We start from the raw sequence: 24,235 nt of genomic DNA on the forward strand, positions 1-24,235 counted from the left end.
CCCCCCCCCCCCCCCCCCCCCCCCCCCCCCCCCCCCCCCCCCCCCCCCCCCCCCCCCCCCCCCCCCCCCCCCCCCCCCCCCCCCCCCCCCCCCGCGGCCGTTCCGGTCACGGCACTAGGCCGTCGCGCCGGGTCCGGCCTTCGCCATCGCCTCCACGGCACGCCGCATGCCCTCCGTCAGTTCCGCGGGGGTGGCGGCCGACGAGGGGTCGAAGAGCCACTGGAGCATGAACCCGTTGAGCAAGGCCTGGTAGAAGGCCCCGCTCGTCCGGACGTCCTCCTCGGTGACTTCCTCCTCCGGGGTGCCGGTGAACATGGCGACCAGCCCCTTGCGCCCCTCCCCCTGCGAGGCCGCGAGCAGCTCCCGGAGTTCCGGCAGGCCGTCGCGGGTCAGCGCCACCTCCATGCTGGCCGACCAGATGGGCCCGGACCGCTCATGTCCGGCGTGCACCCCGTCCCACACCTCACGGAAGCGTTCCAGCGAGCCGCCCTCCGCCCGGAAGTCGGACGTGAAGCGGTCACCCCACTCCTCGACCAGGCCGATGAACGCCTGCGTCAGCAGGGCGTCCTTCGATCCGTAGTGGTAGCCGATCGACGCCAGGTTCGCACCGGACGCGTTGACGATGTCCCGCGCGGTCGTCCGCACGAAACCCTTCTCGACCAGGCACTTCTTGGCGCCTTCCAGCAAGTCTTCGCGATGTCCCATGGCCTCACGGTAGCCAAGACATCCGTCCAAGACAAACGTTTCATACGATCGTTCTATACAGACGTACTAGACAGTCGTTTATGACGCTTGTACATTGCTGCTCATGACGAACCCCGCAGCACGTCTCGCCGGTCGCCGGGAATGGATCGCCTTCACCGTTCTCGTGCTCCCCCTGCTCCTGGTCTCGATGGACGTCTCCGTCCTCTACTTCGCCATCCCCGCCATCACCCGGGAGCTGGACCCCAGCGCCACCCAGCAGCTCTGGATCTTCGACAGCTACGCGTTCGCCCTCTCGGGCCTGCTCGTCACGATGGGCTCGCTCGGCGACCGGATCGGCCGCCGCAGGCTGCTCCTGGCCGGCGCGGCCGCCTTCGGACTCGCCTCCGTCGCCGCCGCCTACGCCACCAGCGCCGAGATGCTCATCGCCGCCCGGGTGCTGCTCGGCATCGGCGGCGCGACCCTGATGCCGTCCACGCTCGCCCTCGTACGCAACCTCTTCCGGGACGACCGGCAGCGCGGCAAGGCCATCGCGATCTGGTCCGGCGCCATGACCGGCGGCATCGCCCTCGGCTCGGTCATGAGCGGGGTGATGCTGAACCACTTCTGGTGGGGCTCCGTCTTCCTGATCAACGTGCCCGCGATGCTGCTCCTGCTGGTCCTGGTCCCCGTGCTGGTCCCCGAGTTCAAGGACCCGGCGCCCGGCCGCTTCGACCTGCTGAGCGTGCCGCTGTCGATGGCCGCCGTACTGCCGGTGGTCTACGGCCTCAAGGAGATCGCCGCCGAGGGCTTCACCCCGCTGTACGCCGGCTGCCTCGCCGCCGGGCTGGCCTTCGGGTGGCTCTTCGTGCGCCGCCAGCGCACCCGTGACGACGCCATGGTCTCCCGGGCCCTCTTCCGGGAGCGCGGCTTCGGCGCCGGCATCGGCCTGAACACCGTCGCCGCCTTCGCCATGATGGGCTCGGCCTACTTCACCACCCAGTACCTGCAGTCGGTGCTCGGCATGGGCACCCTGGAAGCCGCCCTCTGGAGCCTCGCCCCCTCGCTCTTCATCGGCGCCGCCGCCCCCGTCGGCGCGGCCCTCGCCCAGAAGACCGACCGGGCCCACGTGATCGCGGGCGGCTTCGTCCTCGCCGCCGCCGGCTTCGTCCTGATCGGCCTGGTGGGCACCGACTCGCTGTGGCTGCTGCTGGCCGGAGCCGGGGTCCTCGCCTCCGGCATCGTCATCGTGATGTCCCTGGTCTCCGACATGGCCCTCGGCTCCGCCCCCGCCGAGAAGGCCGGCTCGGCCGCCTCCCTGCTGGAGACCGGCCAGGAGCTCGGCGGCGCCCTCGGGATGGCCCTCCTGGGCAGCCTGGGCACGGCCGTCTACCGCTCCGACCTGGCCGGCTCCGAGCCCGGCGTACGGGAGACCCTCGGCGGGGCCGTGGCCACCGCCCAGGAGCTCGGCGGCGCGGCCGGCGAGCAGGTCCTGGCCGCGGCCCGGGAGGCCTTCGTGCACGGGATGCAGTACGCCGCCTGGGGCGGTACGGTCCTGCTCCTCGCGGCGGCGCTGCTGGCCGCGACCCTGCTCCGGGGGCGCGGAGCAGGGGCCCCGGCGGACCCGGCCCCGGCCGGTGAGGGCCTCGCGCCCGCGGCGGCGTAACGGGGCGGGACGCACGAAAGGGCCCGGGGATTCGCCGGCACGGCTGTCCTCCACCCCGACAGGCCGCGTCACCGACCCCGCACGCGCCAACACGTTCACCCGAATGGCCCAATATGACGCGCCACCCACATGGGTGAAGATCAAGCTGGATAGTGCCCCAACCGAGGCAATCTGTGAAAGGCGAACCAAATGCGCATTCGAAGAACCTTCGCCGCAGTCTGCGCCACGGCAGCCCTCGCCGGACTCGGTCTCACAGGCGCTGCCACCGCCACTGCTGCCACCGTCACCGCCGCCACCGTCACCCCGGCCAGCGTCACCCCGGGTGAGTGCACGGACAACGGCGGAACGATCGACCGGTCTACGCCCGTGCTCCCGACCTGCAGGGGCGGCATGTACGACGGGGAGACGGTCGACTAACCCCACCAGGGCCCGTTGCGAAACCGGATCGGCGCCCCGCATCAAGACGCTCGGCCGGGAAACCCCGGCCGAGCGTCTGTCTGTCTGCTGTCGCTGCGTCAGCCGAGGCTGACCGTACGGGCCGAGACGGCGCCGATCTCGGTGGCGATGTCCGCGAGGACGCCCACCGGGGCCTCGGCGTCGACCGTGAGGACCGCGAGGGCCTCGCCGCCCTCTTCGGCGCGGGCGACCTGCATGCCCGCGATGTTCAGGCCGGCCTCACCGAGGATGCGGCCGACGGCGCCGACCACGCCCGGGCGGTCGGCGTAGCGCAGGACGACCATGTGGTCGGCGAGCGCCAGGTCCACGTCGTACGCGCCGATGCCGACGATCTTCTGCAGGTGCTTCGGGCCCACGAGCGTGCCGGAGACCGAGACCTCCTGGCCGTCCGACAGGGTGCCGCGCACGGTCACCACGTTGCGGTGGTCCGGGGACTCCGAGGAGGTGGTCAGGCGGACCTCGACCCCGCGCTCCTGCGCGAAGAGCGGGGCGTTGACGTAGGAGACCGTCTCGTCGACGACGTCCTCGAAGACACCCTTGAGCGCGGAGAGTTCGAGCACCTTCACGTCGTGCTGCGTGATCTCGCCGCAGACCTCGACGTCGAGGCGGACCGCGACCTCGCCCGCGAGGGCGGTGAAGATGCGGCCGAGCTTCTCGGCGAGCGGCAGGCCGGGACGGACGTCCTCGGCGATGACGCCGCCCTGGACGTTGACCGCGTCGGGCACGAGCTCGCCGGCGAGCGCGAGGCGCACCGACTTGGCGACCGAGACACCGGCCTTCTCCTGGGCCTCGTCCGTGGACGCGCCGAGGTGCGGGGTGCAGACGACCTGGTCGAGCTCGAACAGCGGGGAGTCCGTGCAGGGCTCCTTCGCGTACACGTCGAGGCCGGCGCCGGCGACGCGGCCCTCCTTGATGGCCGAGTACAGCGCGGCCTCGTCCACGATCCCGCCGCGGGCGGCGTTGACGATGCGGACGGACGGCTTGACCTTGTGCAGGGCCTCGTCCCCGATGAGACCGAGGGTCTCGGGGGTCTTGGGCAGGTGCACGGTGATGAAGTCGGCGACCTCGAGCAGCTCGTCGAGCGTCAGCATCTTGACGCCCATCTGGGCGGCGCGCGCGGGCTGCACGTAGGGGTCGTACGCGACGATCTTCATGCCGAAGGCCGACATGCGCTGGGCGACCAGGACGCCGATGCGGCCGAGGCCGACGACGCCGAGGGTCTTCTCGCTGAGCTCGACGCCCGTGTACTTGTTCCGCTTCCACTCGCCGTTCTTCAGGGCGGTGTTGGCCTGCGGGATGTTGCGGGCCGTCGCGACGAGCAGGCCACAGGCCAGCTCGGCGGCGGTGACGATGTTGGAGGTCGGAGCGTTCACGACCATCACGCCGGCCTTGGTGGCGGACGAGACGTCGACGTTGTCGAGACCGACGCCCGCACGGGCGACGACCTTCAGCTTCTTGGCGGCGGCGATGGCCTCGGCGTCGACCTTGGTCGCGGAGCGGACCAGGATCGCGTCGACGTCCACGATCGCGGGGAGCAGCTCCGCGCGGTCGGCACCGTTGCAGTGCCGGATCTCGAAGTCCGGGCCGAGCGCCTCGACGGTGGCGGGCGACAGCTCTTCGGCGATGAGTACGACAGGTTTCGAGCTCACGTGGGTCCTCACAAGTCCAGTGCGGACGGCCGTCCCGACGGCCGCAGGCGGTGGAGGGGGTAGCCGCGTGGAAGACGCACGACACTGTGGGCCTGACGCGTTGTGTTGAGCAGTGTAGTGGCGGATCCGGGAAGGAATTCCGCCTGTCCGGAAGGATCACCCGCACGAGATTGGCCAGGGTGGACAAGCAGCCCCCCGGAAGGCCCCTCGCGCGGGTGCCCGGCCGGTGTGCCGCAGGGCCGGGACGCACCGTCCCGGCCCTGCGACCCAGCGGATCAGCTCTCGTCGTTGTCGACCCAGCTCATCAGCTTGCGGAGCTTCTTGCCGGTGGTCTCCAGCAGGTGCGCCTCGTCGGCGCTCTTGTACTCGTTGTACTTCGGCAGACCGGCCTTGTACTCGGCCATCCAGGTGTTGGCGAACTCGCCGCTCTGGATCTCCGCGAGGACCTTCTTCATCTCGGCCTTGGTGGCGTCGGTGATGATGCGGGGACCGGTGATGTAGTCGCCCCACTCGGCGGTCTCGGAGACCGACCAGCGCATCTTCTCCAGGCCGCCCTCGTACATGAGGTCGACGATGAGCTTCAGCTCGTGCAGGCACTCGAAGTACGCGATCTCGGGCTGGTAACCGGCCTCGGTCAGCGTCTCGAAACCGGCCTTGACCAGCGCGGAGGCGCCACCGCAGAGAACGGCCTGCTCACCGAACAGGTCGGTCTCGGTCTCCTCGGTGAAGGTGGTCTTGATGACGCCGGCGCGCGTGCCGCCGATGCCGGCCGCGTACGACAGCGCGAGCTGGAAGGCGCTGCCGGTGAAGTCCTGCTCGACGGCGGCGATGCAGGGCACGCCGCGGCCTTCCTCGTACTGGCGGCGGACCAGGTGGCCCGGGCCCTTCGGGGCGACCAGGGCGACGTCCACGTTGGCCGGGGGCTTGATGAAGCCGTACCGGACGTTGAAGCCGTGGCCGAAGAAGAGCGCGTCGCCCTCTTCCAGGTGCGACTCGATGGACGCGGCGTAGATCTCGGCCTGGAGCGGGTCCGGGGTCAGGATCATGATGACGTTCGCCCAGGCCGCGGCCTCGGCGACGGGCAGGACCTTCAGGCCCTGCTCCTCGGCCTTGGCCTTGGACTTCGAGCCCTCGTGCAGGCCGACGACGACGTCGACGCCGGAGTCACGGAGCGACAGCGCGTGGGCGTGGCCCTGGCTGCCGTAACCGATGACCGCGACCTTGCGGCCCTGGATGATGGACAGGTCGGCGTCGTTCTCGTAGAACAGCTCGGCCACTGGGATATCTCCTTGGTGCGCTGGTGTTGCTCCCACCGTACGGCGGGGAACGGAATACGTGGTTCTCGGTCTCGCCATACGAGCGAGCGAGGTACGGACGGGCGGGCCGCGCCCGGGCCGGTGCCACCGGCCCGGACGGGCTCAGGCGCTGCGGTCGAGCGCGCGCAGGCTGCGGTCCGTGATGGACCGGCCGCCGCGCCCTATGGCGATCGTGCCGGACTGGACGAGCTCCTTGATGCCGAAGGGCTCCAGCATCTTGAGCATCGCGCCCAGCTTGTCGGTGCCGCCGGTGGCCTCGATGGTGACGGCCTCCGGGGAGACGTCGACGGTCTTGGCACGGAACAGCTGGACGATCTCGACGATCTGCGAGCGCGTTTCGTTGTCGGCGCGGACCTTCACCAGAACGAGTTCGCGCTCGATGGCGTTGTGCTGCTCCAGCTCGACGATCTTGAGCACGTTGACCAGCTTGTTGAGCTGCTTGGTCACCTGCTCCAGCGGGAGGTCCTCGACGTTCACGACGATGGTGATGCGCGAGATGTCGGGGTGCTCGGTGACACCGACCGCGAGGGAGTCGATGTTGAACCCGCGTCGGGAGAACAGCGCGGCGATCCGGGCGAGGATGCCGGGCGTGTTCTCGACCAGGACGGAGAGCGTGTGCTTGGACATGTGAGTCGTTCTCTCTCTCAGGCTCTCTCGGCTCAGTCGTCTTCGTTGTCGCCGAAGTCGGGGCGGACGCCCCGGGCGGCCATGACCTCGTCGTTCGAGGTGCCGGCGGCGACCATCGGCCACACCATGGCGTCCTCGTGGACGATGAAGTCGACGACGACCGGGCGGTCGTTGATCGCGTTGGCCTCGGCGATGACCTTGTCCAGGTCGGCCGGGTCCTCGCAGCGCAGCGCCACGCAGCCCATGGCCTCGGACAGCTTGACGAAGTCCGGGACGCGGGTGCCCATGCGGGGCGCGGCCGACTCGCCGAGCTGGGAGCCGACGGCCGTGTCGGTGCCCGTCTCGCCCGCGTGCAGGACGGTGTTGGAGTACCGCTGGTTGTAGAACAGGGTCTGCCACTGGCGGACCATGCCCAGCGCACCGTTGTTGATGATCGCGACCTTGATCGGGATGTTGTTCAGGGCGCAGGTGGCCAGTTCCTGATTGGTCATCTGGAAGCAGCCGTCGCCGTCGATCGCCCAGACGGTGCGCTCGGGCATGCCGACCTTGGCGCCCATCGCGGCGGGGACCGCGTAGCCCATGGTTCCGGCGCCGCCGGAGTTCAGCCAGGTGCGGGGCTCCTCGTAGTTCACGAAGTGCGAGGCCCACATCTGGTGCTGGCCGACGCCGGCCGCGTAGATGGTGCCCTTCGGTGCCAGCTGGCCGATCCGCTCGATCACCTGCTGGGGGGAGAGCGTGCCGTCCTCGGGCAGGTCGTAGCCCAGCGGGTACGTGTCGCGCCAGCGGTTGAGGTCCGTCCACCAGGCGGTGTAGTCGCCGGCGTTGCCCTCGCTGATCTCGGCCTGGACGGCCTGGATCAGGTCCGCGATGACCTCGCGGGCGTCACCGACGATCGGGACGTCCACGGCGCGGTTCTTGCCGATCTCGGCCGGGTCGATGTCCGCGTGGATGACCTTGGCCAAGGGGGCGAAGCTGTCCAGCTTGCCGGTGACGCGGTCGTCGAAGCGGGTGCCGAGGGCGATCAGCAGGTCCGACTTCTGGAGCGCGGTCACGGCGGTGACGGCACCGTGCATGCCGGGCATGCCGACGTTCTGCGGGTGGCTGTCCGGGATGGAGCCCAGGGCCATCAGGGTGGTGACGACCGGGACGCCGGTGAGCTCGGCGAGGACCTTCAGCTCGGCGGTCGCGCCGGCCTTCATGACGCCGCCGCCGACGTAGAGGACCGGCCGCTTGGCGGCGGCGATCATCTTGGCGGCCTCGCGGATCTGCTTGGCGTGCGGCTTGGTCACCGGGCGGTAGCCGGGGAGGTCCTGGGTGGGCGGCCACGAGAACGTGGTCTTCGACTGCAGGGCGTCCTTGGCGATGTCGACCAGGACCGGGCCGGGACGGCCGGTGGAGGCGATGTGGAAGGCCTCGGCGATGGTGTGGGCGATGTCCTCGGCCCTGGTGACCAGGAAGTTGTGCTTGGTGATCGGCATCGTGATGCCGACGATGTCCGCTTCCTGGAAGGCGTCGGTGCCGATCGCCTTCGAGGAGACCTGGCCGGTGATCGCGACGAGCGGCACGGAGTCCATGTGCGCGTCGGCGATCGGCGTCACCAGGTTCGTGGCCCCCGGACCGGAGGTGGCCATACAGACGCCGACCTTTCCGGTGGCCTGCGCGTAGCCGGTCGCGGCGTGGCCGGCGCCCTGCTCGTGGCGGACCAGGATGTGGTGGACCTTCTTGGAGTCCATCAGCGGGTCGTACGCGGGGAGGATGCAGCCTCCCGGAATCCCGAAGACGGTGTCGCACCCCACCTCTTCGAGAGAGCGGATGAGGGACTGCGCACCCGTGACGTGCTCAACTGCGGCGGTCTGGTGTCCGCCGGTACGGGCCCGCGGCTGCGGATGGTGGGCCCCGGTGGCCTGCTCGGTCATCGGCATTCTCTTCTCGAAGCTGAGGGTTTTACGAGGAGGGTCTTACGAGATGCGACGTTGCCAGTGCAACAAAAAACCCCTCGTGCCGGGAGGCAAGCGAGGGGAGCGCGTCGGGTGCGTTGAGCGGGGACATGCTGGTCCCTGCTTCAGCCGACGCGCTTTCCAAGTACGAGAATTCGGGTGCGCATGGCATTGACCCTCCCTCCGGCGGGAGGGTGATGTCAAGCGGGTGGGACGGGCGTCTCATTATGTGAGCCTCTGTGGATGGCCAACGACCCCCCTGGGGAACCACCGGCCAACGCGGGTTGGGCCGCACCGCCCGGTACTGGGAACGTACCGCGCACGAGCGCTCGGCGCAGCCTGTACTCGTCCAGAGGTCCCGAGAAGGCCATTCCCTGCCCGTGGGTACAGCCCATCGCGCGCAGCGCCATGACCTGCTCGGGGAGGTCCATCCCCTCCGCCACCGACTGCATGCCGAGGTCGTTTGCGATCCGCAAGAGACCTGCGGTGATCTTGTGGAGCCGGGGGGATTCCACGACCCCCTCGACCAGGCCCCGGTCGAGCTTGAGCATGTCCACGGGGAGCCTGCGCAGCGCGCTGATGGCCGCGTAACCGCTGCCGAAGCCGTCCAGGGCGATCAGGACCCCGAGCCGGCGCAGCGCCGCCAGACGGCGCTCCAGGTCGTCGAAGGGCACCCTGGGGTCGGAGACGGCGAGCTCCAGGACTAGCGCGCCCGACGGCAGCCCGTTGCGGGCCAGCAGGGCTTCCACCGAGCCGAGCGGCATCGACCGGTCGAGCAGCCGCTGCGCGGTCATCCGTACGGCCACGGGGACGTCGTGCCCGGCCCGGTGCCGCTCGGCGGCCTGCCCGACGGCCTCCTCCAGCAGCCAGCGCCCCAGCTCGGCGGTGCGCGAGGCGTCCGGTACGGCCGTCCGGGGGGCGGACCCGCCCTCGACGGCCCCCGCCTCGCTGTGCTCGGCGACCCGCAGGAACTCGGCGGGGGTGAACAGGATCCCCTGGGCGGAACGCCACCGGGCCTGCGCCACCACGGCCGAGATCTCCCCCGAGGCCAGGGAGACCACGGGCTGGTGCAGCAGGGCGAACTCCCCGTCGTGCAGTGCGGTGCGCAGCCTGCCCGCCAGCTCCGCCTTGCGGACGACTTCGGCCTGCATCTGGGGCGCGTACATCTCGACCCGGTTCTTGCCGCCCGCCTTGGCCCGGTACATCGCGAGATCCGCGTTGCGCATCAGGTCCGAAGGGGTGATGTCGGGATCCGCGAAGGCCACGCCGATGCTGGCGGCGACCCGGACCTCGCTCCCGGCGATCCGGTAGGGCTGCGAGAGGGTGGTGCGCAGCCGGTCGGCGATCTCGTGGACCTGGTACTCGCGGGCGCTGCGGTCGCGGCTGCCGTCGCCCAGGATCAGGGCGGCGAACTCGTCGCCGCCGAGGCGGGCCGCGGTGTCACCGGCCCGGACGGAGTCCTGGAGGCGGCGGGCGGCCTCGACGAGCAGTTCGTCGCCGGCCTGGTGGCCGATGGTGTCGTTGACCGCCTTGAACCCGTCGAGGTCGATGAAGAGCACGGCGGTGCTGTGGTCCCCGGCCCGCCGGCCGGTGAGCGCCTGGCGGACCCGGCGGGTGAACAGGGCCCGGTTGGGGAGGTCGGTGAGCGGGTCGTGCTCGGCGCTGTGCTGGAGCTGTGCCTGGAGCCGGACCCGCTCGGTGACGTCGCGGCTGTTCAGGATCAGGCCGCCCTGGTGGCGGTTGACGGTGGACTCCACATTGAGCCACTCGCCGGCGCCCGAGCGGAACCGGCACTCGATGCGTGTGGTCGGCTCCTCGGCGGGCGGGGCGGCCAGGAAGCGGCGCACCTCGTGGACCACGCGGCCCAGGTCCTCGGGGTGGATCAGGGTGGCCAGCTCGGTGCCGACCAGCTCTTCCGCCTCGCGGCCGTAGACCCCGGCGGCGGCGGGGCTGACGTAGCGCAGGGTCCCGGTGGGGGCGGCGATCATGATGACGTCGCTGGAGCCCTGGACCAGGGAGCGGAAGTGGTTCTCCTTCTGGGCCAGTTCCTGCGTCAGGGCGATGTTGTCGAGCAGCATGATGCCCTGGCGGATCACCAGGGCGAGCACGACCGTGCAGCCGGTGAAGACGACGACCCGGTCGACCTTCCGGCCGTCCACCACGTTGTACAGGATGCCGAGGGTGCAGACGGCCGCCGCGAGGTACGGGGTGAGGGCGGGCAGGGAGCCCGTGATCGGGCGGCTGTGCGGCCGCTCGGCGCGCGCGTGGGGCGGTCCGGGCTCGGGGCCGGGCCCGGGGTGCAGGCGGCGGGCGCCCCAGGGGGCGTACGCGAGGAGGAGCGAGCCGGCGAACCAGCCGGCGTCGAGGAGCTGGCCCGACTGGTATTCGGCGCTGAGCAGCGGCGAGGTGAACAGTGCGTCGCTCAGCACGGTCAGGGCGAGGGCCGCGATGGCGGTGTTCACGGCGGAGCGGTTGGTCTCGGAGCGGCGGAAGTGCAGCACCAGCACCATCGAGACGAGCGCGATGTCCAGGAGCGGGTAGGCCAGCGAGAGGGCCGCGCGCGGGACGCTGCCGGGGGCTCCGGACTGGGCGGTGCGCGCGGCGTGCGCGAGGGCCAGGCTCCAGGAGAGGGTGAGCAGGGAGCCGCCGATGAGCCAGGAGTCGAGGCCGAGGCAGACCCAGCCGGCCCGGGTGACGGGGCGCTTCGCGAGGACGAGGAGGCCCACGATGGCGGGCGGCGCGAAGCAGAGGAAGGCGAAGTCGGCGAGGGAGGGCTTCGGCACGGCCTCGCCGAGGACCACCTCGTACCAGCCCCAGACGGCGTTGCCGCAGCAGCCCATGAGCGAGGAGAACGCGAACAGCAGCCAGGCCGGGCGCTCCCGGCTGTCGATGGCCCGGGCGTACCTGAAACAGGAGACGGCGGCCAGCAGGCCTGCGGCACTGAGCCCGAAGTCGCCCATGATCTCGGCTAGTTCCTCGGACCCCCAGCCGAGCGCGGCGCCCACGGCGTACCCGCTGCTGACCACCGCGAGGAGGAGCTGCATCGCCAGCCCCTTCGAGGAGCTGCCCCCGCCACCGCTGTCGGTGAGGGGCCGGCGGGTCAGCAGCGCCGCCCCCGGGGTGGTCACCGGTCCCCCTCGCCGGCTGGTTCCGGCGCGGTCCAGTCCCGGCACCGTCGCCTCCGGCGGCTTCGCCGCGTCGGATCCTTTGTCCATTGGCCGTGCATCGCCCGTCGCCCCCCAAAGTGTCCGATCACTCCCCAGCGCCAGACGTTCGTGGCGCAGCCCCTTGTTCCGGACGATACACCACTTTCGTCACTCAGGGACATAGTTTCTCTACGCTCCGTCACCAACAGGGGAGTTGTGCCCACCGAGCGCATCCGGACGAACGCGGAGCGTGCGCACCGCCCGTCATTCCGTGATCAACACCGTGTTCTCCACGGGCTCTCCGGCAGCGAACCGGCGGAGCTGACGGGCCAGCAGACGCTTGGCCCGCGGCTCGAACGCGGAGCTGCTGCCGCCCACATGGGGCGTGATCAGGACACCCGGAGCATGCCAGAGCGGATGGCCTGAAGGCAGCGGTTCCGGATCGGTGACGTCCAGGGCGGCGCGCAGTCGGCCCGACTCCACCTCCACCAGAAGGGACTTGGTGTCGACGACGGGCCCGCGGGCCACGTTCACGAGCAGCGCGCCGCCCTTCATGCGGCCGAGGAATGCGGCGCCCGCGAGCCCCCTCGTCTCCTCGGTGAGCGGCGTGGAAAGGATCACCACGTCGGCGGCGGGCAGGAGTTGGTGCAGTTCGGCGAGGGCGTGCACCGGCCCGCGCGCCGTGGTGCGCGCCGTCCGCGCGACCCGGACGATCCGCTCGCACTCGAAGGGCGCGAGCCGGTCCTCGATGGCCGCGCCGACCGCCCCGTAGCCGATGATCAGTACGGACTTGTCCGCGAGGGCCTCGTAGAACCCGGAGCGCCACTCCTCGCGGTCCTGGCCGCGCACCATGCCGGGGATCCCGCGCAGGGAGGCCAGGACCAGGGTGAGGGCGAGCTCGGCGGTGCTCGCGTCGTGCACGCCCTTGGCGTTGCACAGCCGGATGCCGGGGGCCAGGCCGCCGAGGCCGCCCCGGACGTCGTCGACCCCGGCGGTGAGGGTCTGGACGACCCGCAGGCGGGGCATCCCGGGCAGCGGGCGCAGGGTGACGGCCGAGGGCTTCATGTACGGGGTGACGTAGAAGACGCAGGCCGCCGGGTCGGCGGGGAAGGCCTCCTCGCCGTCCCAGTGGCGGTAGCGGAAGGAATCGGGCAGCCCCTCGATCTCCTCGGCGGGGAAGGGGAGCCATACGTCGGGGGCCTCGGGCATCTCTGCAGTCATGATCAGGAGGCTATGCCAGGGGATCCGGATCGAGCCGTTAGTTTGTGTGCCGGAAGCGGGAGGCCCACCGAGGCCGGGGGCGGACCAGGGGGGACACCGGGTGGAGCGCAGGTCGATCGGGTCGGGGGCGCTGGCGGTGGGGGCCATAGGCCTCGGCTGCATGCCGATGAGCGGGGCGTACGCGCCTTCGCGCAGACAGCGCGAGGACTCGCTGGACACCCTGCACACGGCCCTCGACCTGGGGGCGAACCTGCTCGACACCGCCGATCTGTACGGCCCCTACACCAACGAGCTGCTGCTCGGCCGGGTGCTGCGCGAGCGCCGCGCCGACGCCTTCGTGTCGGCGAAGGCGGGGCTGCGGGCCGACGGGGTGCACGTGGTGGCCGACGGGCGCCCGGGGTACCTGCGGCGGGCCTGCGACGCCTCGCTGCGGCGGCTGCGCACCGACGTCATAGACCTCTACCAGCTGCACCGGGTGGACCCTGACGTGCCGGTCGAGGAGTCCTGGGGTGCGATGGCGGAGCTGGTGGGCGCCGGGAAGGTGCGGGCGCTGGGCTTCTGCGCGCTGGGGGCGGGCGCCGGGCCGGGTGCGGGGCCGCGCGGGGACCGGGCCTACGAGGCGACCGTACGGCACCTGGAGCGGGCTCAGCAGGTGTTCCCGGTGAGCGCGGTGCAGGCGGAGCTGTCGGTGTGGTCGCCGCAGGCGGCGTGGCGGCTGCTGCCGTGGTGCGCGGCGCGGGGGGTGGGGTTCCTGGCGGCGATGCCGCTGGGGAGCGGGTTCCTGACCGGGACGCTGGTCCCGGGCGAGGGGTTCGAGCCCGAGGACGTACGGGCCAGGCATCCGCGGTTCACGGCGTACGCGATGGCGGCGAACCAGGTGCTCGTGGCCGGGCTGCGCCGGGTCGCCCGGCGGCACGGGGCGCAGGTCACGGCGGCGCAGGTGGCGCTGGCCTGGGTGCTGGCGCAGGGCCCGCAGGTGGTTCCGGTGCCGGGGACCGGGCAGGCGCACCGGGCGGCGGAGAACGCGCGGGCCGCGGAGGTCCGGCTGACCGCCGAGGACCTCGTGGAGCTGTCGGCGCTGCCGGCTCCGATCGGAGCCTGAACCACTCGATCGAGTGTACGAGTGGCGGAACTTGGGGCATGGTCTGCGCTGTTGAGTCGTGTGAGGGCACGATCGGAGGACCGGAGGGGAGTACGGCGATGCGATACGGACACGACCGGGAACACGAGCAGGGGCCGGGGCAGGCCCAGGACCGGGTGCGGAGCCGGGCGGGGGCGCCGGTGCGTTCCTACGGGGGCCCGCGCGCCCGGGCCCGCGGAGTGCTGGCGGCCTTCGCCCTGGCCGGATGCGGGGCGCTGCTGGCGGCGGGGTGCTCGCCGCCGGCCGGCACCGGAGCCCGGCCGAGCTCCTCGCCACCGGGCGCGGCGGCCGGCTCCTCGCCACCCGGCGCCTCGGAGGCACCGTCCGCCTCCGCCTCCGCCGACGCGGCAGCCCCCGCGCCGCCCGCCAAGGGGAGCGTGACGGTGACCGGCGTGGCCGCCCAGGGCCTGGAGTCCCCGTGGGGCGTGGCTCCGCTGCCCGACGGGAACCTGCTGGTCGCCTCGCGGGACAAGGGCACGATCAGCCGGGTCGACGTGGGCACGGGGGCGGTGACCCCGGTCGGCAAGGTGCCCGGGGTGGCCCCGGGGGGCGAGGGCGGGCTGCTGGGCCTGGCCCTGTCCCCTTCCTTCGCCTCGGACCGCATGGTGTACGCCTACTTCACCACCGAGTCCGACAACCGCATCGCCCGGCTGCGCTATGACGAGAAGAGACCGGCGGGCGATCAACTGGGCGCACCCGACACGGTCTTCAGGGGGATCCCCAAGGGGCTCATCCACAACGGCGGGCGGATCGCCTTCGGCCCGGACAAGATGCTCTACGCCGGGACGGGCGAGACCGGGCAGACCGGGCTGGCCCAGGACAAGACCTCGCTGGGCGGGAAGATCCTGCGGATGACCCCGGACGGCGATCCGGTGCACGGCAATCCGGAGGCCGACTCGGTCGTCTACTCGTACGGGCACCGCAATGTGCAGGGACTCGCCTGGGACAAGGACAAGCGGCTGTGGGCGGCCGAGTTCGGCCAGAACACCTGGGACGAGCTGAATCTGATCGAGCCCGGCGCGAACTACGGCTGGCCCGAGGCCGAGGGCAAGGCCGGCAAGCCGGGGATGCGCGATCCGGTGGCCGTGTGGAAGACGGACGAGGCCTCGCCGAGCGGGATCGCCTGGGCCCAGGGCTCCATCTGGATGGCCGGGCTGAAGGGGCAGCGGCTCTGGCGGATCCCGCTGGCCGGGGCGGTCCCGGTGGCGGAGCCCGAGGCGTTCCTGTCGGGCGAGTACGGCCGGCTGCGCACCGTGGTGGCCCTCGGCGGGGACAAGGTGCTGCTGGTCACGAGCGAGACGGACGGGCGCGGGTCGCCGGAAGCCGGCGACGACAGGATCCTGAGACTGACGGTGGAATGACCGGCGGGCCCCGGCGGGGGAACGAAAGGCACGGTGGACGCGGTGTTCAACATGATCGAGGAGCTGTTCAGTCCGGGACGCAAACACACGGACGAGGAGAAGAAGCGGCTGGAGCTTTCCCGGATCGACGTCAATGACGGCGACCCGGGAAAGGGTCCGATAGACCTGGACTCCGGCAAGGTGCTCATACGCACCAAGGAGCACCCGGCGACGTAGTCGTACGCCAAGGCCCACGTCTACACGTACGCCTACGCCTGGGCCGCGGGGCCGAAGAGCCGGAGCCGGTGGGCCAGCGCGGCGGCCTCGCCGCGGCCCGCGACCCCCAGCTTCGCCAGGATGTTCGAGACGTGCACGCTGGCCGTCTTCGGTGAGATGAAGAGCTCCTCGGCGATCTGGCGGTTGGTGTGCCCCACCGCGACCAGGCGCAGCACGTCCCGTTCGCGGCTGGTCAGGCCCAGTGCCTCGACCGGATCGGCGCCGCCCGGCCCGAGCAGGGCCTTGGGGACGCCCACGGGCGTGAGCGGGAGCCTGGCGCGCTGCGCGAGCAGGGCCAGGTCCTCGCGGAGCCTGCGGGCGCCCAGCTGGTCGGCGGTGGTGTAGGACGCGTGGAGCAGCCCGGCGGCGGCCTCGCGGTCCCCGCCGGCCGCCAGCAGGGCCTCCGCGAGCCGGTACTGGGCCCTGGCGAGCAGGTAGGGCCGCTCCAGGGGGCGTACGGCCGCTTCCACGGCCGTCCAGTCCCCGACGGTGTCCCGGGCCTCCGCGCGCAGCAGCTCGGCCCGGAGGTACTCGGAGTGGGCGGTCCACAGCGGGACCGGGGTGGCCAGTTTCCGGGCGGCGTCGCGCAGCGCCGTCAGGGCCTCCTCGCGCCCGGCCTCGGCGGCGGGCAGGCCCCGGGCGTCGGCTTCTGCCGAGGCCGCGGCGAGCAGCATCGGCCAGGCGTAGCGGTGGTTGCCGAGCGGGAAGCCGTGCTCGATGGCCGTGGCCACTTCGCTGCGGACGTCGGCTATCCGGCCCTCCCCCGCGGCCACCCCGATCGTGAGGCGGAACAGCGGGATCCGGTGCTGGGGCTGGCCCTCGTGGGAGCCGAAGTGGGTGCGGGCGGCGGTGAGCTGGGCTGCGGCCTCGGCGAGTTCGCCGCGGGCCAGGGCCAGGTAGGCCAGCCGTACGACGGCCGCGGCACGCGGGGCGGCGCTGCTGACCAGGGTCAGGGTGCGCCGGGCCTGCGTCCCTGCCTCCTCCCACCGGCCGAGGCTGTACAGGCTCTCCGCCAGGTTCCCCCGGATGTAGGCCTCGGTGTCCATCAGATGGGAGTTCTTGACCAGCTCGGCGCCTTCTCCGGCCAGTTCCACGGCTTCGCGGGACCGGCCCAGGCATTCCAGGTGGGAGGTGATGTTCACGTGCGCGCGTCCCACCAGCATGCCGAGGCCGAGTTCGGCGGCCCGCTCCTTGACCGCGAACATCTCGGCGAGTCCGCGCTCGGGTTCCCCCGAGTCGACGAGCAGGCTGCCGACGGTGATCCGGGCGTTGAGTTCGGTGTCCTCGGCGCCGACCATCCGCGCGTACTCCACGGCGCGTTCGGCGGCGACCAGGTTGTCGGGCCCCGGCTTGTGGAGCATGCCCCAGCTCGCGACCCGGACCAGGACGTCGGCGTGCACCTGGGACGGGGGCAGCCCGCGGACGAGCTCCTGCGCCTTGGCGAGCTCCGCCCAGCCGTCGCCGCGGGCGAGGCCGGCGATCATCCGGGAGCGTTCGGTCCAGAACCAGGCGGCCCGCAGCGGGTCGTGGCCGTCCTCCAGCTGCCGCAGGGCCGTCTTGGTGAGCTTGAGCGCGCGTTCGCGCTCGCCGCCGAAGCGGGCCGCGACGGTGGCTTCGGCCAGCAGGTCGAGGTGTTGCAGCGGGGTGGTCGCCGGGTCGCAGCCGCAGGGCGGGTAGACCTCGGTGTAGTCCGCGGGGCGCAGTTCGGACCGTACGTCCTCCGGTACGGCCTCCCACAGGTCCATGGCCCGCTCCAGCAGGCGCAGCTGCTCGGAGTAGGCGTGCCGGCGCCGGGCGGCCACCGAGGCCGCGAGCACGGCGGGCAGGGCCTTGACCGCGTCGCTGGCGTGGTACCAGTAGGCGGCGAGCCGGATGACCCGCTCCTCCGCCCGGATGAGGGTGTCGTCCTGTTCGAGCTCCTCGGCGTAGCGGCGGTTGACGCGGGCGCGCTCGCCGGGCAGCAGGTCGTCGGAGACGGCCTCGCGGACCAGGGAGTGGCGGAAGCGGTAGCCGTCGCCGTCGGAGGTGGCCAGGAGGATGTTGGCGCCGACCGCCGAGCGCAGGGCTTCGATCAGTTCGTCCTCGGTGAGCCGGGTGACGGCACGCAGCAGGGCGTACTCCACCATGGAGCCGCCCTCGGCGACGATGCGCACGACGCGCTGCGCGGCGTCGGGGAGGACTTCGACGCGGACGAGGAGCAGGTCGCGCAGGGATTCGGTGAGGCCGGTCGAACAGCCGCTGGCGCGGGAGGCGACGAGTTCCTCGACGAAGAAGGCGTTGCCGTCGGAGCGGTCGAAGACCGATTCGACGAAGTCCTCGTCGGGCTGCGAGGCCAGGATCCCGGCGAGCTGGCGGCGCACTTCGGCCCGGTTGAAGCGGGACAGTTCGATGCGCTGGACGGTGCGCAGCCGGTCGAGTTCGGCGAGGAGCGGGCGCAGCGGGTGGCGGCGGTGGACGTCGTCGGCGCGGTAGGTGGCGACGACGACGAGGCGGCCGCTGCCGAGCGCGCGGAAGAGGTAGGAGAGCAGGTGCCGGGTGGACGTGTCCGCCCAGTGCAGGTCTTCCAGGACGAGGACGACGGTGCGGTCGGCGGCGAGGCGTTCCAGCATCCGGGCCGTCAGTTCGAAGAGCCGGGCGGTGCTCTCCTCGTCGTGGGGGCCGCGCGGGGTCTCGCCGAGTTCGGGGAGGATGCGCGCGAGTTCGTCCTCCTGGCCGACGGCGGCTGCGGCCAGTTCGTCGGGGAGGAGGCGGTGCAGAGTGCGCAGGGCAGTCGAAAACGGGGCGAAGGGAAGCCCCTCCGCCCCGATCTCCACACAGCCTCCGACGGCTACGACCGCGCCGCGGCGGTCGGCCTCGCAGAGGAACTCCTCGGTGAGGCGGGTCTTTCCGACCCCGGCCTCGCCGCCTATGAGCAGTGCCTGCGGCTCCTGGCCGGCGGCGCGCGTCAGGGCGTCGGTGAGTACGGCCAGTTCGTCGGCTCGGCCGACGAACACCGGGCTGACAGATCTGGTCTCCACGCCGCCGAGCATCGCACAGGGGCCCTGCTCGCCGTCACTGGATATCGATGCGCTTCTCATCACGTGCCGGTTCGCACGGTGTCGCGACGCGGGTTACGCGGCGCGGGTGAACCGGCTGCGGTGTCCACTCACCGACCCCTCCGGTTCCTGGCTCCGGGAGAAGAGGCGGCGGGCCTTCTTCGCTTCCTGGACCAGACGGTAGGCGTCGGCCTCGCGGATGAGGTCTTCGCGGCGGGCGTTGGCGATCTCGTACTCGAACATCTTGTGCTCCCTGGTTTGCGTTTCTCCTGCACCTCGTTCGGTGTGATCCAAGATTCGCGCCCCAGGGGGTGCCGGCACATCGGGAGCATGCCGCATCTGCACGGGCCGGGGGTCCTTAGGCCGGGACCCGGGGTCCCTGAGGCGGCCTAAGGCAGTACCTAGGCGAGCCCGCCGGGGACCGGTGAACGGCCTAGGCGGGGCGCCGTGCGGCGGCGGACGGACTAGGCGGCGGGGGCCACCGGGAGGGAGAGGACGTACATGAACGCGAAGGCGAGGATGCCGATGGCGGCGACGACGACGGCGGCCCAGGACACGGAGCGGACCCATGCCGGGAGGGTGCGGCCGGGGGTGCCGAAGGCCGGGCGGGCCAGTACGAACACGGCGATGAGCAGCGCGATCGTCGACAGGACGCCGTTGACCAGGGCGGTCATGTGCCAGGCGTTGCCGTACAGCGCCTCGATCTTGTCGGCGGTGGTGGTGGCGTTGGCCGAGCTGATCTGCCCCTTGAGGGTCTCGCGCTCGCCTATGACGCGGGAGGTCCAGCTGCCGCTGAGGGCGACCAGGCCGAGACCGGCGGCGACGATCGCGGAGGCTCCGGAGCCGACACCACTGCTCTGCTCCTCGTCGGCGGCGGCCTCGAACTCGTCGAGGTCGTCGAGGTCGGCGGCGAGCTCCTCGCCCGCGACCTCCTCGGTGGCGGCGGTGTCCGCGGCGGCCGGGGCGGTGGTCTCGTCGGGGGCGGCCTTCTTCAGGTCGGCCGGGGAGTCCGCCTCGGGAGCGGTCGGGGCGGGGGTCTTGGTGGTGTCCATGCGGGGCACCGTAGGCGGCTTTTCTGAGAGGTTCCTGAGAATCCGGCCGGGCAGCGCGCAGCGCACCGCCCCGGCCCCGCGGAGGGCTCGGGGCCGGGCGGGTACGGGGCGACGGCGGGGCAGGGGCGGGGCGGGCGCGGGGGTGGTCAGGCGGGTCGGGCCGCGGACCACTCGTCGGCGAGGATCGCCCAGACCTCGGTGTCCTGGCGGACGCCCCGGTGCGCGTAGTTCTGGCGCATGACGCCTTCGCGGGTCATGCCGAGCCGCTCGGCCACGGCGAGGCTCTTCTTGTTGCCGGTGGCGGCGTGCCATTCGATGCGGTGCATGCCGCGCTCGCCGAAGGCGTAGTCGATCAGCACCCGGCAGGCCTTCGTGACCAGGCCGCGGCCGGCGGCGGCGGGCTCCAGCCAGCAGCCGATCTCACAGTTGCCCGACGCCGCGTCGAACGCCGGGAAGAGCACTCCGCCCACGAGTGTGCCGCCCTGCCGGATCCCGAAGAACCGCGCGCCGTCCTCCCCTGCCGTGAGGGCGTACTTGGCCAGCAGGGCGCGGGCGGACTCCAGGTCGGTGGACCGGTCGGGGAAGCCGACGTACTGGCCGATGAACTCGCGTCCGCGTTCGATGTGGGCGAAGAACTCCTCCGCGTGCCGGGCTTCCAGCGGGAACAGCTGGGCGTCGTCGGCGAGGTCTATCGAGAACATGCGCGTTCGTCCTTGGGTCGGGGGCGGCGGGTGGCCGGGTCACCGGGAGCTGGTCGCGGGCTCGGCTGCTTCCTCGCTCGTGACGGGGTCCGTGCCGGGCCGCTGCAGGGGAAGTTTCGCATGCGGACGGCGTTCCGGGGGCTCGATGCTGATCTTCGGGAGCCGGCGGTCCAGCCAGGCCGGCAGCCACCAGTTGGCTCCGCCGAGCAGGTGCATCAGGGCCGGGACGAGGAGGGTCCGCAGGACGAAGGCGTCGAGGGCGACGGCCGCGGCGAGCGCGATGCCGAACATGGCGATGAGCCGGTCTCCGCTGAGCACGAAGGCCAGGAAGACGGAGATCATGATGACCGCCGCCGAGTTGATCACCCGGCTGGTCTCGGCGAGTCCGACGCGCACGGCACGCTTGTTGTCCCCCGTCTCCAGCCACTCCTCGTACATCCGGCTGACCAGGAAGACCTGGTAGTCCATGGACAGTCCGAAGAGCACCGAGACCATGATCACGGGGAGGAAGGGCTCGATCGGCCCCGCGCTGCCCAGCCCGAGCGGTTCGCTGCCCCAGCCCCACTGGAAGATCGCGACGACGACTCCGAAGGAGGAGGCCACGGCGGCGACGTTCATGGCGGCCGCCTTGACCGGGATGCCTATGGAGCGGAAGGCCAGCAGCAGGAGCACGCAGCCGAGCGCGATGACCACGCCGACGAAGAGCGGCAGTTTGCCGACGATCACCTCGGCGAAGTCGTCGTACCCGGCCGTCACGCCGCCGACGTGGACCTGCAGGGACCTGTCGTGGCCGGCGCGCGGGATGACGTCCTCGCGCAGCCGGTCGACCAGCTCGCTCGTGGCCCGGGACTGTGGGGAGGAGTCCGGTACGACCGTGACGACGGCGGTGTCGCCGCTGCGGTTGAAGACCGCCGGTCCGGCGGCGGCCACGCCCCTGGTCGTCCGGATCGACTCGGTCAGCGCGTCCACGGCGACCCGGTCGCCCGCCCCGCCGAGGCGGGCGACCACGGTCAGCGGGCCGTTCATGCCCGGGCCGAAGCCGTCCGCGAGCAGGTCGTAGGCCTTGCGGGTGGTGGACGTGGCCGGGTTGTTGCCCTGGTCGGAGGTGCCGAGGTGGAGGGAGAGCGTGGGCAGCGCCAGCACCACCATGACCGCGGTGGCGACCAGGCCGAGCAGCTTCGGGTGGCGCTCGACGAAGCCCGACCAGCGGGCGGCGAAACCGGTCACCGCCTCGGGCAGCGGCCCCTCCGCGGCCAGCTTGCGGCGCTCGCGGCGGGACAGCGCGCGCATGCCGATGTACGAGAGGAGCGCGGGCAGCAGGGTCACCGAGGCGGCGACGGTCAGGACCACCGTGAGGGAGGCGGCGATGGCGACGCCGTTGAGGAAGTTGAGCCGGAGCACCAGCATGCCGAGCAGCGCGATGCAGACGGTGGCCCCGGCGAAGACCACGGCCCGGCCCGTCGTGGCGACGGCGCTCTCGGCGGCTTCCGCGACCGGGAGGCCGCGTTTGAGGCCCTTGCGGTGGCGGGTGACGATGAACAGCGCGTAGTCGATGCCGACGCCGAGGCCCACGAGGGTGCCGAGCATCGGCGCGAAGTCGGCGACCGGCATCGCGTGGCCGAGGAGGGTGATGCCGAAGTAGGCGGTGCCCACGCTGACGAGGGCGGTCGCGATGGGCAGCAGGCTCGCGGCCAGCGACCCGAAGGCCAGGAACAGCACGACCGCGGCGATGGCCACGCCGATGACCTCGGCGAGGTGCGCGGAGGGGGCTTCGGTGAGGCCGATGGCCCGCCCGCCGAGCTCGACCTGGAGCCCGTCGGCCTGGGTCGTCGGGTTGCGCGCGGCGTCGACGACGGCCTTCGCCTCGCCCTTCGGCACCGAGTCGGCCTGCCGGTCGAAGGTGACCACCGCGTAGGCGGTACGCCCGTCGGCGCTGATCCGCGCCCCGCTTTCGGGCCCGGGGCCGTAGGGGCCCGCCACCGATCCGACGCCGGGCAGCCCGGCTATGGAGTCGAGGGCCCGCGTCATCCGCTCCTGCACGGCCGGCGTCCGCACGCTCTGCCCGTCCGGAGCCCGCCACACGATGGTGTCGGTGTCGCCGCCCTGCCCGTGGAAGCCCTCCCGCAGCAGGGCGTGCGCCTTGGCGGATTCGGTGCCGGGGACCTCGTAGTCGTTGGAGAACGCCGTCCCGGCCCCGACCGCGGCAGCGGCGGTCCCGCCGAAGGCGAGGAGCCAGATCAGAACGGCGACGAGTCGGTGCCGCATGCACCAGCGTGCGAGGGCTGACAACGGACGGGCTCCCTGGTGGTTCGGATCTTTACCGGGGAACGGCCCGTCGGAAAGAACGCGTGAACACGTGCGTGCGTGCGGCTGGTCTACACCTTCTGCACTTCTGGACCTTCACGATCGCAGCGTCGGGTGATCGTTGGCGACCATCGTGGCCAGCGTCACAGGGCGATCGGGCATGCCCGGGACCATGGTCACACGGGGTTCGGAGCGGAGGTCCGGCCGGATGGGTCGGTGGGCTCCTCGTCCGCCCGGTAGCCCGGCAGCGAGGGCCAGCGCACGGTGAGCACCACCGAGTCCTCCTCCGCGTACCAGGAGTGGTCGACTCCGCGTCCCCAGACGACGTAGTCCCCCTGTTCGGCCAGTACGACGTCCCGGCCGGGGAACTCCAGCCGGAACCGGCCGCTGATCAACACCTGCAACGCCGTACGGGACTCCCCGCGGACCCAGCTCGCCCGCTCCTCGCCCTTGGGGTGCACGCCCCACTTGATCTCCACGTCCTCGCTGTGGCGGGGATCGCCGGGCTCCTTGAAGTGCCCCAGCAGCCAGCCCCGGTCGACGGCGGCATCGGGGGTGGCCTTGCCGGTGTAGACGGAGGGGGTGGTGGGGGTGGGGGAAGTGGGGTGGGGGTGGTCGCTCACGGGGTGAGGTTAATGCAGTTGTCGGACCCGTCGGCGGCTGGTGAGCTGGCCGGATGACTATGGATCCGAATGACCTGCTGAAGGTGCGCGCCGAGTTCGACTCCGTGATGCGGCGGGAGGCCCTGCCCGACACCAGTGACGCGCGGGTGGAACGGGCGGGCGCGGTCGTACGGCAGATCGTGCCCGGATCCGGAGGGAACACGGTGCTCTGGTCGGACCTCGACGAGCACACCGCGGATGCGGTGATCGCGGAGCAGGTGGCGTACTTCACGGAGCTGGCCGCCCGGGGCGAGGTCCCGTCGGCGGAGTTCGAGTGGAAGCTGTACGGCCACGACCGCCCCGCCGACCTCGGAGACCGGCTGCGCGCGGCCGGCTTCTTGGCGGAGCCCGCGGAAACGCTCCTGGTGGCCCGGGTGACCGACCTCGCCACCCTGCCGGTGGAGCCGCCGGAGGGCATCACCCTGCGGGTGGTGACCGACGAGGAGGGCGTGGACCTGATGATGGAGGCCCACCGCCACGCCTTCGGCGCGGACCGCCCGCGCATCAAGGACCTGATGCTGAACCTGCTGAGGGACGAGCCGGACACCATCGAAGCCGTCGTCGCGATGGCGGGCGACACCCCGGTGAGCGCGGCCCGGATGGAGATGCGCCCGGGGAGCCCCTTCGCGGGCCTGTGGGGCGGCGGCACGGTCCCGGAATGGCGGGGCCACGGCATCTACCGCCTCCTGGTGGCCCACCGCGCCCGCGTGGCGGCGGACCGGGGCATCCGCTACCTCCAGGTCGACGCAACGGAGGACAGCCGCCCGATCCTGGAACGGCTGGGCTTCGACGTCCTGGGCGTGACGGTGCCTTGGATTTGGGAGGGTTAGGGGGCTGGGGGTGTGGGGGTGTGGGGGGGCTGGGGGTGGTCGGGGGCGCGGGTGGTGGCCTGGGCTGCGGGCCGGCCGGTGACTTCGACATGCTCCGGGAGGAGCCCGGCAGTCCAGTGTCCTTCCGGCGCGGGCCGGTCCCTCAAGGGCGCTCCCTGCGGTCGCGTCGCTACGCGATGGCCTACGGCCACCCTT

Annotated in this window: 19 protein-coding genes; 6 read left to right on the forward strand and 13 right to left on the reverse strand. The window is 72.0% G+C overall.

Annotated elements, in window-relative coordinates:
* Positions 1-114: 114 nt before the first annotated feature.
* A complete protein-coding gene (locus tag ACZ60J_RS39205; protein ID WP_469689002.1) occupies positions 115-705 on the reverse strand; it encodes a TetR/AcrR family transcriptional regulator in 591 nt (196 codons plus the stop codon).
* A 103-nt stretch (positions 706-808) separates the two neighbouring features.
* On the opposite strand from ACZ60J_RS39205, the gene ACZ60J_RS39210 reads away from it, so the two are divergent.
* A complete protein-coding gene (locus ACZ60J_RS39210; protein ID WP_469689003.1) occupies positions 809-2,347 on the forward strand; it encodes an MFS transporter in 1,539 nt (512 codons plus the stop codon).
* A gap of 189 nt (positions 2,348-2,536) precedes the next feature.
* On the forward strand, positions 2,537-2,764 hold the full coding sequence (locus ACZ60J_RS39215) for a hypothetical protein (RefSeq protein ID WP_469689004.1): 228 nt from the start codon (positions 2,537-2,539) through the stop codon (positions 2,762-2,764).
* A 98-nt stretch (positions 2,765-2,862) separates the two neighbouring features.
* Here ACZ60J_RS39215 and serA read toward each other — a convergent pair whose 3' ends face one another.
* The 6 genes from serA to ACZ60J_RS39245 form a co-directional block, all read right to left on the reverse strand.
* Positions 2,863-4,452, reverse strand: a complete 1,590-nt coding sequence (serA, locus tag ACZ60J_RS39220; RefSeq protein ID WP_469689006.1) for a phosphoglycerate dehydrogenase — start codon at positions 4,450-4,452, stop codon at positions 2,863-2,865.
* A 275-nt stretch (positions 4,453-4,727) separates the two neighbouring features.
* Positions 4,728-5,729, reverse strand: coding sequence for a ketol-acid reductoisomerase (gene ilvC / locus ACZ60J_RS39225; RefSeq protein WP_469689007.1), 1,002 nt, complete (start codon positions 5,727-5,729; stop codon positions 4,728-4,730).
* 141 nt (positions 5,730-5,870) lie between these two features.
* The gene (gene ilvN / locus ACZ60J_RS39230; protein WP_053677671.1) at positions 5,871-6,395 is read right to left on the reverse strand and encodes an acetolactate synthase small subunit; all 525 of its coding nucleotides are present in this window, start codon (positions 6,393-6,395) and stop codon (positions 5,871-5,873) included.
* 32 nt (positions 6,396-6,427) lie between these two features.
* Positions 6,428-8,317 carry an acetolactate synthase large subunit gene (locus ACZ60J_RS39235; protein WP_469689008.1) on the reverse strand — a complete coding sequence of 630 codons (1,890 nt, stop codon included), beginning with the start codon at positions 8,315-8,317 and terminating at the stop codon, positions 6,428-6,430.
* Positions 8,318-8,532: 215 nt separating this feature from the next.
* A complete protein-coding gene (locus tag ACZ60J_RS39240) occupies positions 8,533-11,376 on the reverse strand; it encodes a putative bifunctional diguanylate cyclase/phosphodiesterase (protein ID WP_469689024.1) in 2,844 nt (947 codons plus the stop codon).
* Positions 11,377-11,742: 366 nt separating this feature from the next.
* The gene (locus ACZ60J_RS39245; protein WP_469689010.1) at positions 11,743-12,699 is read right to left on the reverse strand and encodes a 2-hydroxyacid dehydrogenase; all 957 of its coding nucleotides are present in this window, start codon (positions 12,697-12,699) and stop codon (positions 11,743-11,745) included.
* A 100-nt stretch (positions 12,700-12,799) separates the two neighbouring features.
* Here ACZ60J_RS39245 and ACZ60J_RS39250 point away from each other — a divergent pair, with 100 nt between their 5' ends.
* The 3 genes from ACZ60J_RS39250 (at position 12,800) to ACZ60J_RS39260 (ending at position 15,417) form a co-directional block, all read left to right on the forward strand.
* Positions 12,800-13,801 carry an aldo/keto reductase gene (locus tag ACZ60J_RS39250; protein WP_469689012.1) on the forward strand — a complete coding sequence of 334 codons (1,002 nt, stop codon included), beginning with the start codon at positions 12,800-12,802 and terminating at the stop codon, positions 13,799-13,801.
* Positions 13,802-13,899: 98 nt separating this feature from the next.
* Positions 13,900-15,201 carry a PQQ-dependent sugar dehydrogenase gene (locus ACZ60J_RS39255; RefSeq protein ID WP_469689014.1) on the forward strand — a complete coding sequence of 434 codons (1,302 nt, stop codon included), beginning with the start codon at positions 13,900-13,902 and terminating at the stop codon, positions 15,199-15,201.
* Positions 15,202-15,252: 51 nt separating this feature from the next.
* Positions 15,253-15,417 carry a DUF6191 domain-containing protein gene (locus ACZ60J_RS39260; RefSeq protein WP_469689025.1) on the forward strand — a complete coding sequence of 55 codons (165 nt, stop codon included), beginning with the start codon at positions 15,253-15,255 and terminating at the stop codon, positions 15,415-15,417.
* Positions 15,418-15,449: 32 nt separating this feature from the next.
* On the opposite strand, the gene ACZ60J_RS39265 is transcribed toward ACZ60J_RS39260, so the two are convergent.
* The 6 genes from ACZ60J_RS39265 to ACZ60J_RS39290 all read right to left on the reverse strand — a co-directional run bounded on the left by ACZ60J_RS39265 (position 15,450) and on the right by ACZ60J_RS39290 (position 23,171).
* Positions 15,450-18,485: a helix-turn-helix transcriptional regulator gene (locus ACZ60J_RS39265; RefSeq protein ID WP_469689027.1), complete on the reverse strand. Its 3,036-nt coding sequence runs from the start codon at positions 18,483-18,485 to the stop codon at positions 15,450-15,452.
* 81 nt (positions 18,486-18,566) lie between these two features.
* Positions 18,567-18,734 (reverse strand): hypothetical protein, encoded by a 168-nt coding sequence (locus ACZ60J_RS39270; RefSeq protein WP_469689016.1) that lies wholly within the window; start codon positions 18,732-18,734, stop codon positions 18,567-18,569.
* A 221-nt stretch (positions 18,735-18,955) separates the two neighbouring features.
* Complete coding sequence (locus ACZ60J_RS39275) at positions 18,956-19,543, reverse strand: hypothetical protein (RefSeq protein ID WP_469689018.1); 588 nt, start codon at positions 19,541-19,543, stop codon at positions 18,956-18,958.
* 146 nt (positions 19,544-19,689) lie between these two features.
* A complete protein-coding gene (locus ACZ60J_RS39280) occupies positions 19,690-20,244 on the reverse strand; it encodes a GNAT family N-acetyltransferase (protein ID WP_469689020.1) in 555 nt (184 codons plus the stop codon).
* A gap of 39 nt (positions 20,245-20,283) precedes the next feature.
* The gene (locus ACZ60J_RS39285) at positions 20,284-22,533 is read right to left on the reverse strand and encodes an MMPL family transporter (protein ID WP_469689021.1); all 2,250 of its coding nucleotides are present in this window, start codon (positions 22,531-22,533) and stop codon (positions 20,284-20,286) included.
* A 191-nt stretch (positions 22,534-22,724) separates the two neighbouring features.
* Positions 22,725-23,171, reverse strand: a complete 447-nt coding sequence (locus ACZ60J_RS39290) for a cupin domain-containing protein (protein WP_469689022.1) — start codon at positions 23,169-23,171, stop codon at positions 22,725-22,727.
* Positions 23,172-23,230: 59 nt separating this feature from the next.
* Here ACZ60J_RS39290 and ACZ60J_RS39295 point away from each other — a divergent pair, with 59 nt between their 5' ends.
* Positions 23,231-24,040, forward strand: a complete 810-nt coding sequence (locus ACZ60J_RS39295) for a GNAT family N-acetyltransferase (RefSeq protein ID WP_469689029.1) — start codon at positions 23,231-23,233, stop codon at positions 24,038-24,040.
* The last annotated feature ends 195 nt before the right edge of the window (positions 24,041-24,235 follow it).

The organism is Streptomyces sp. NPDC104226 (genome assembly GCF_055584085.1).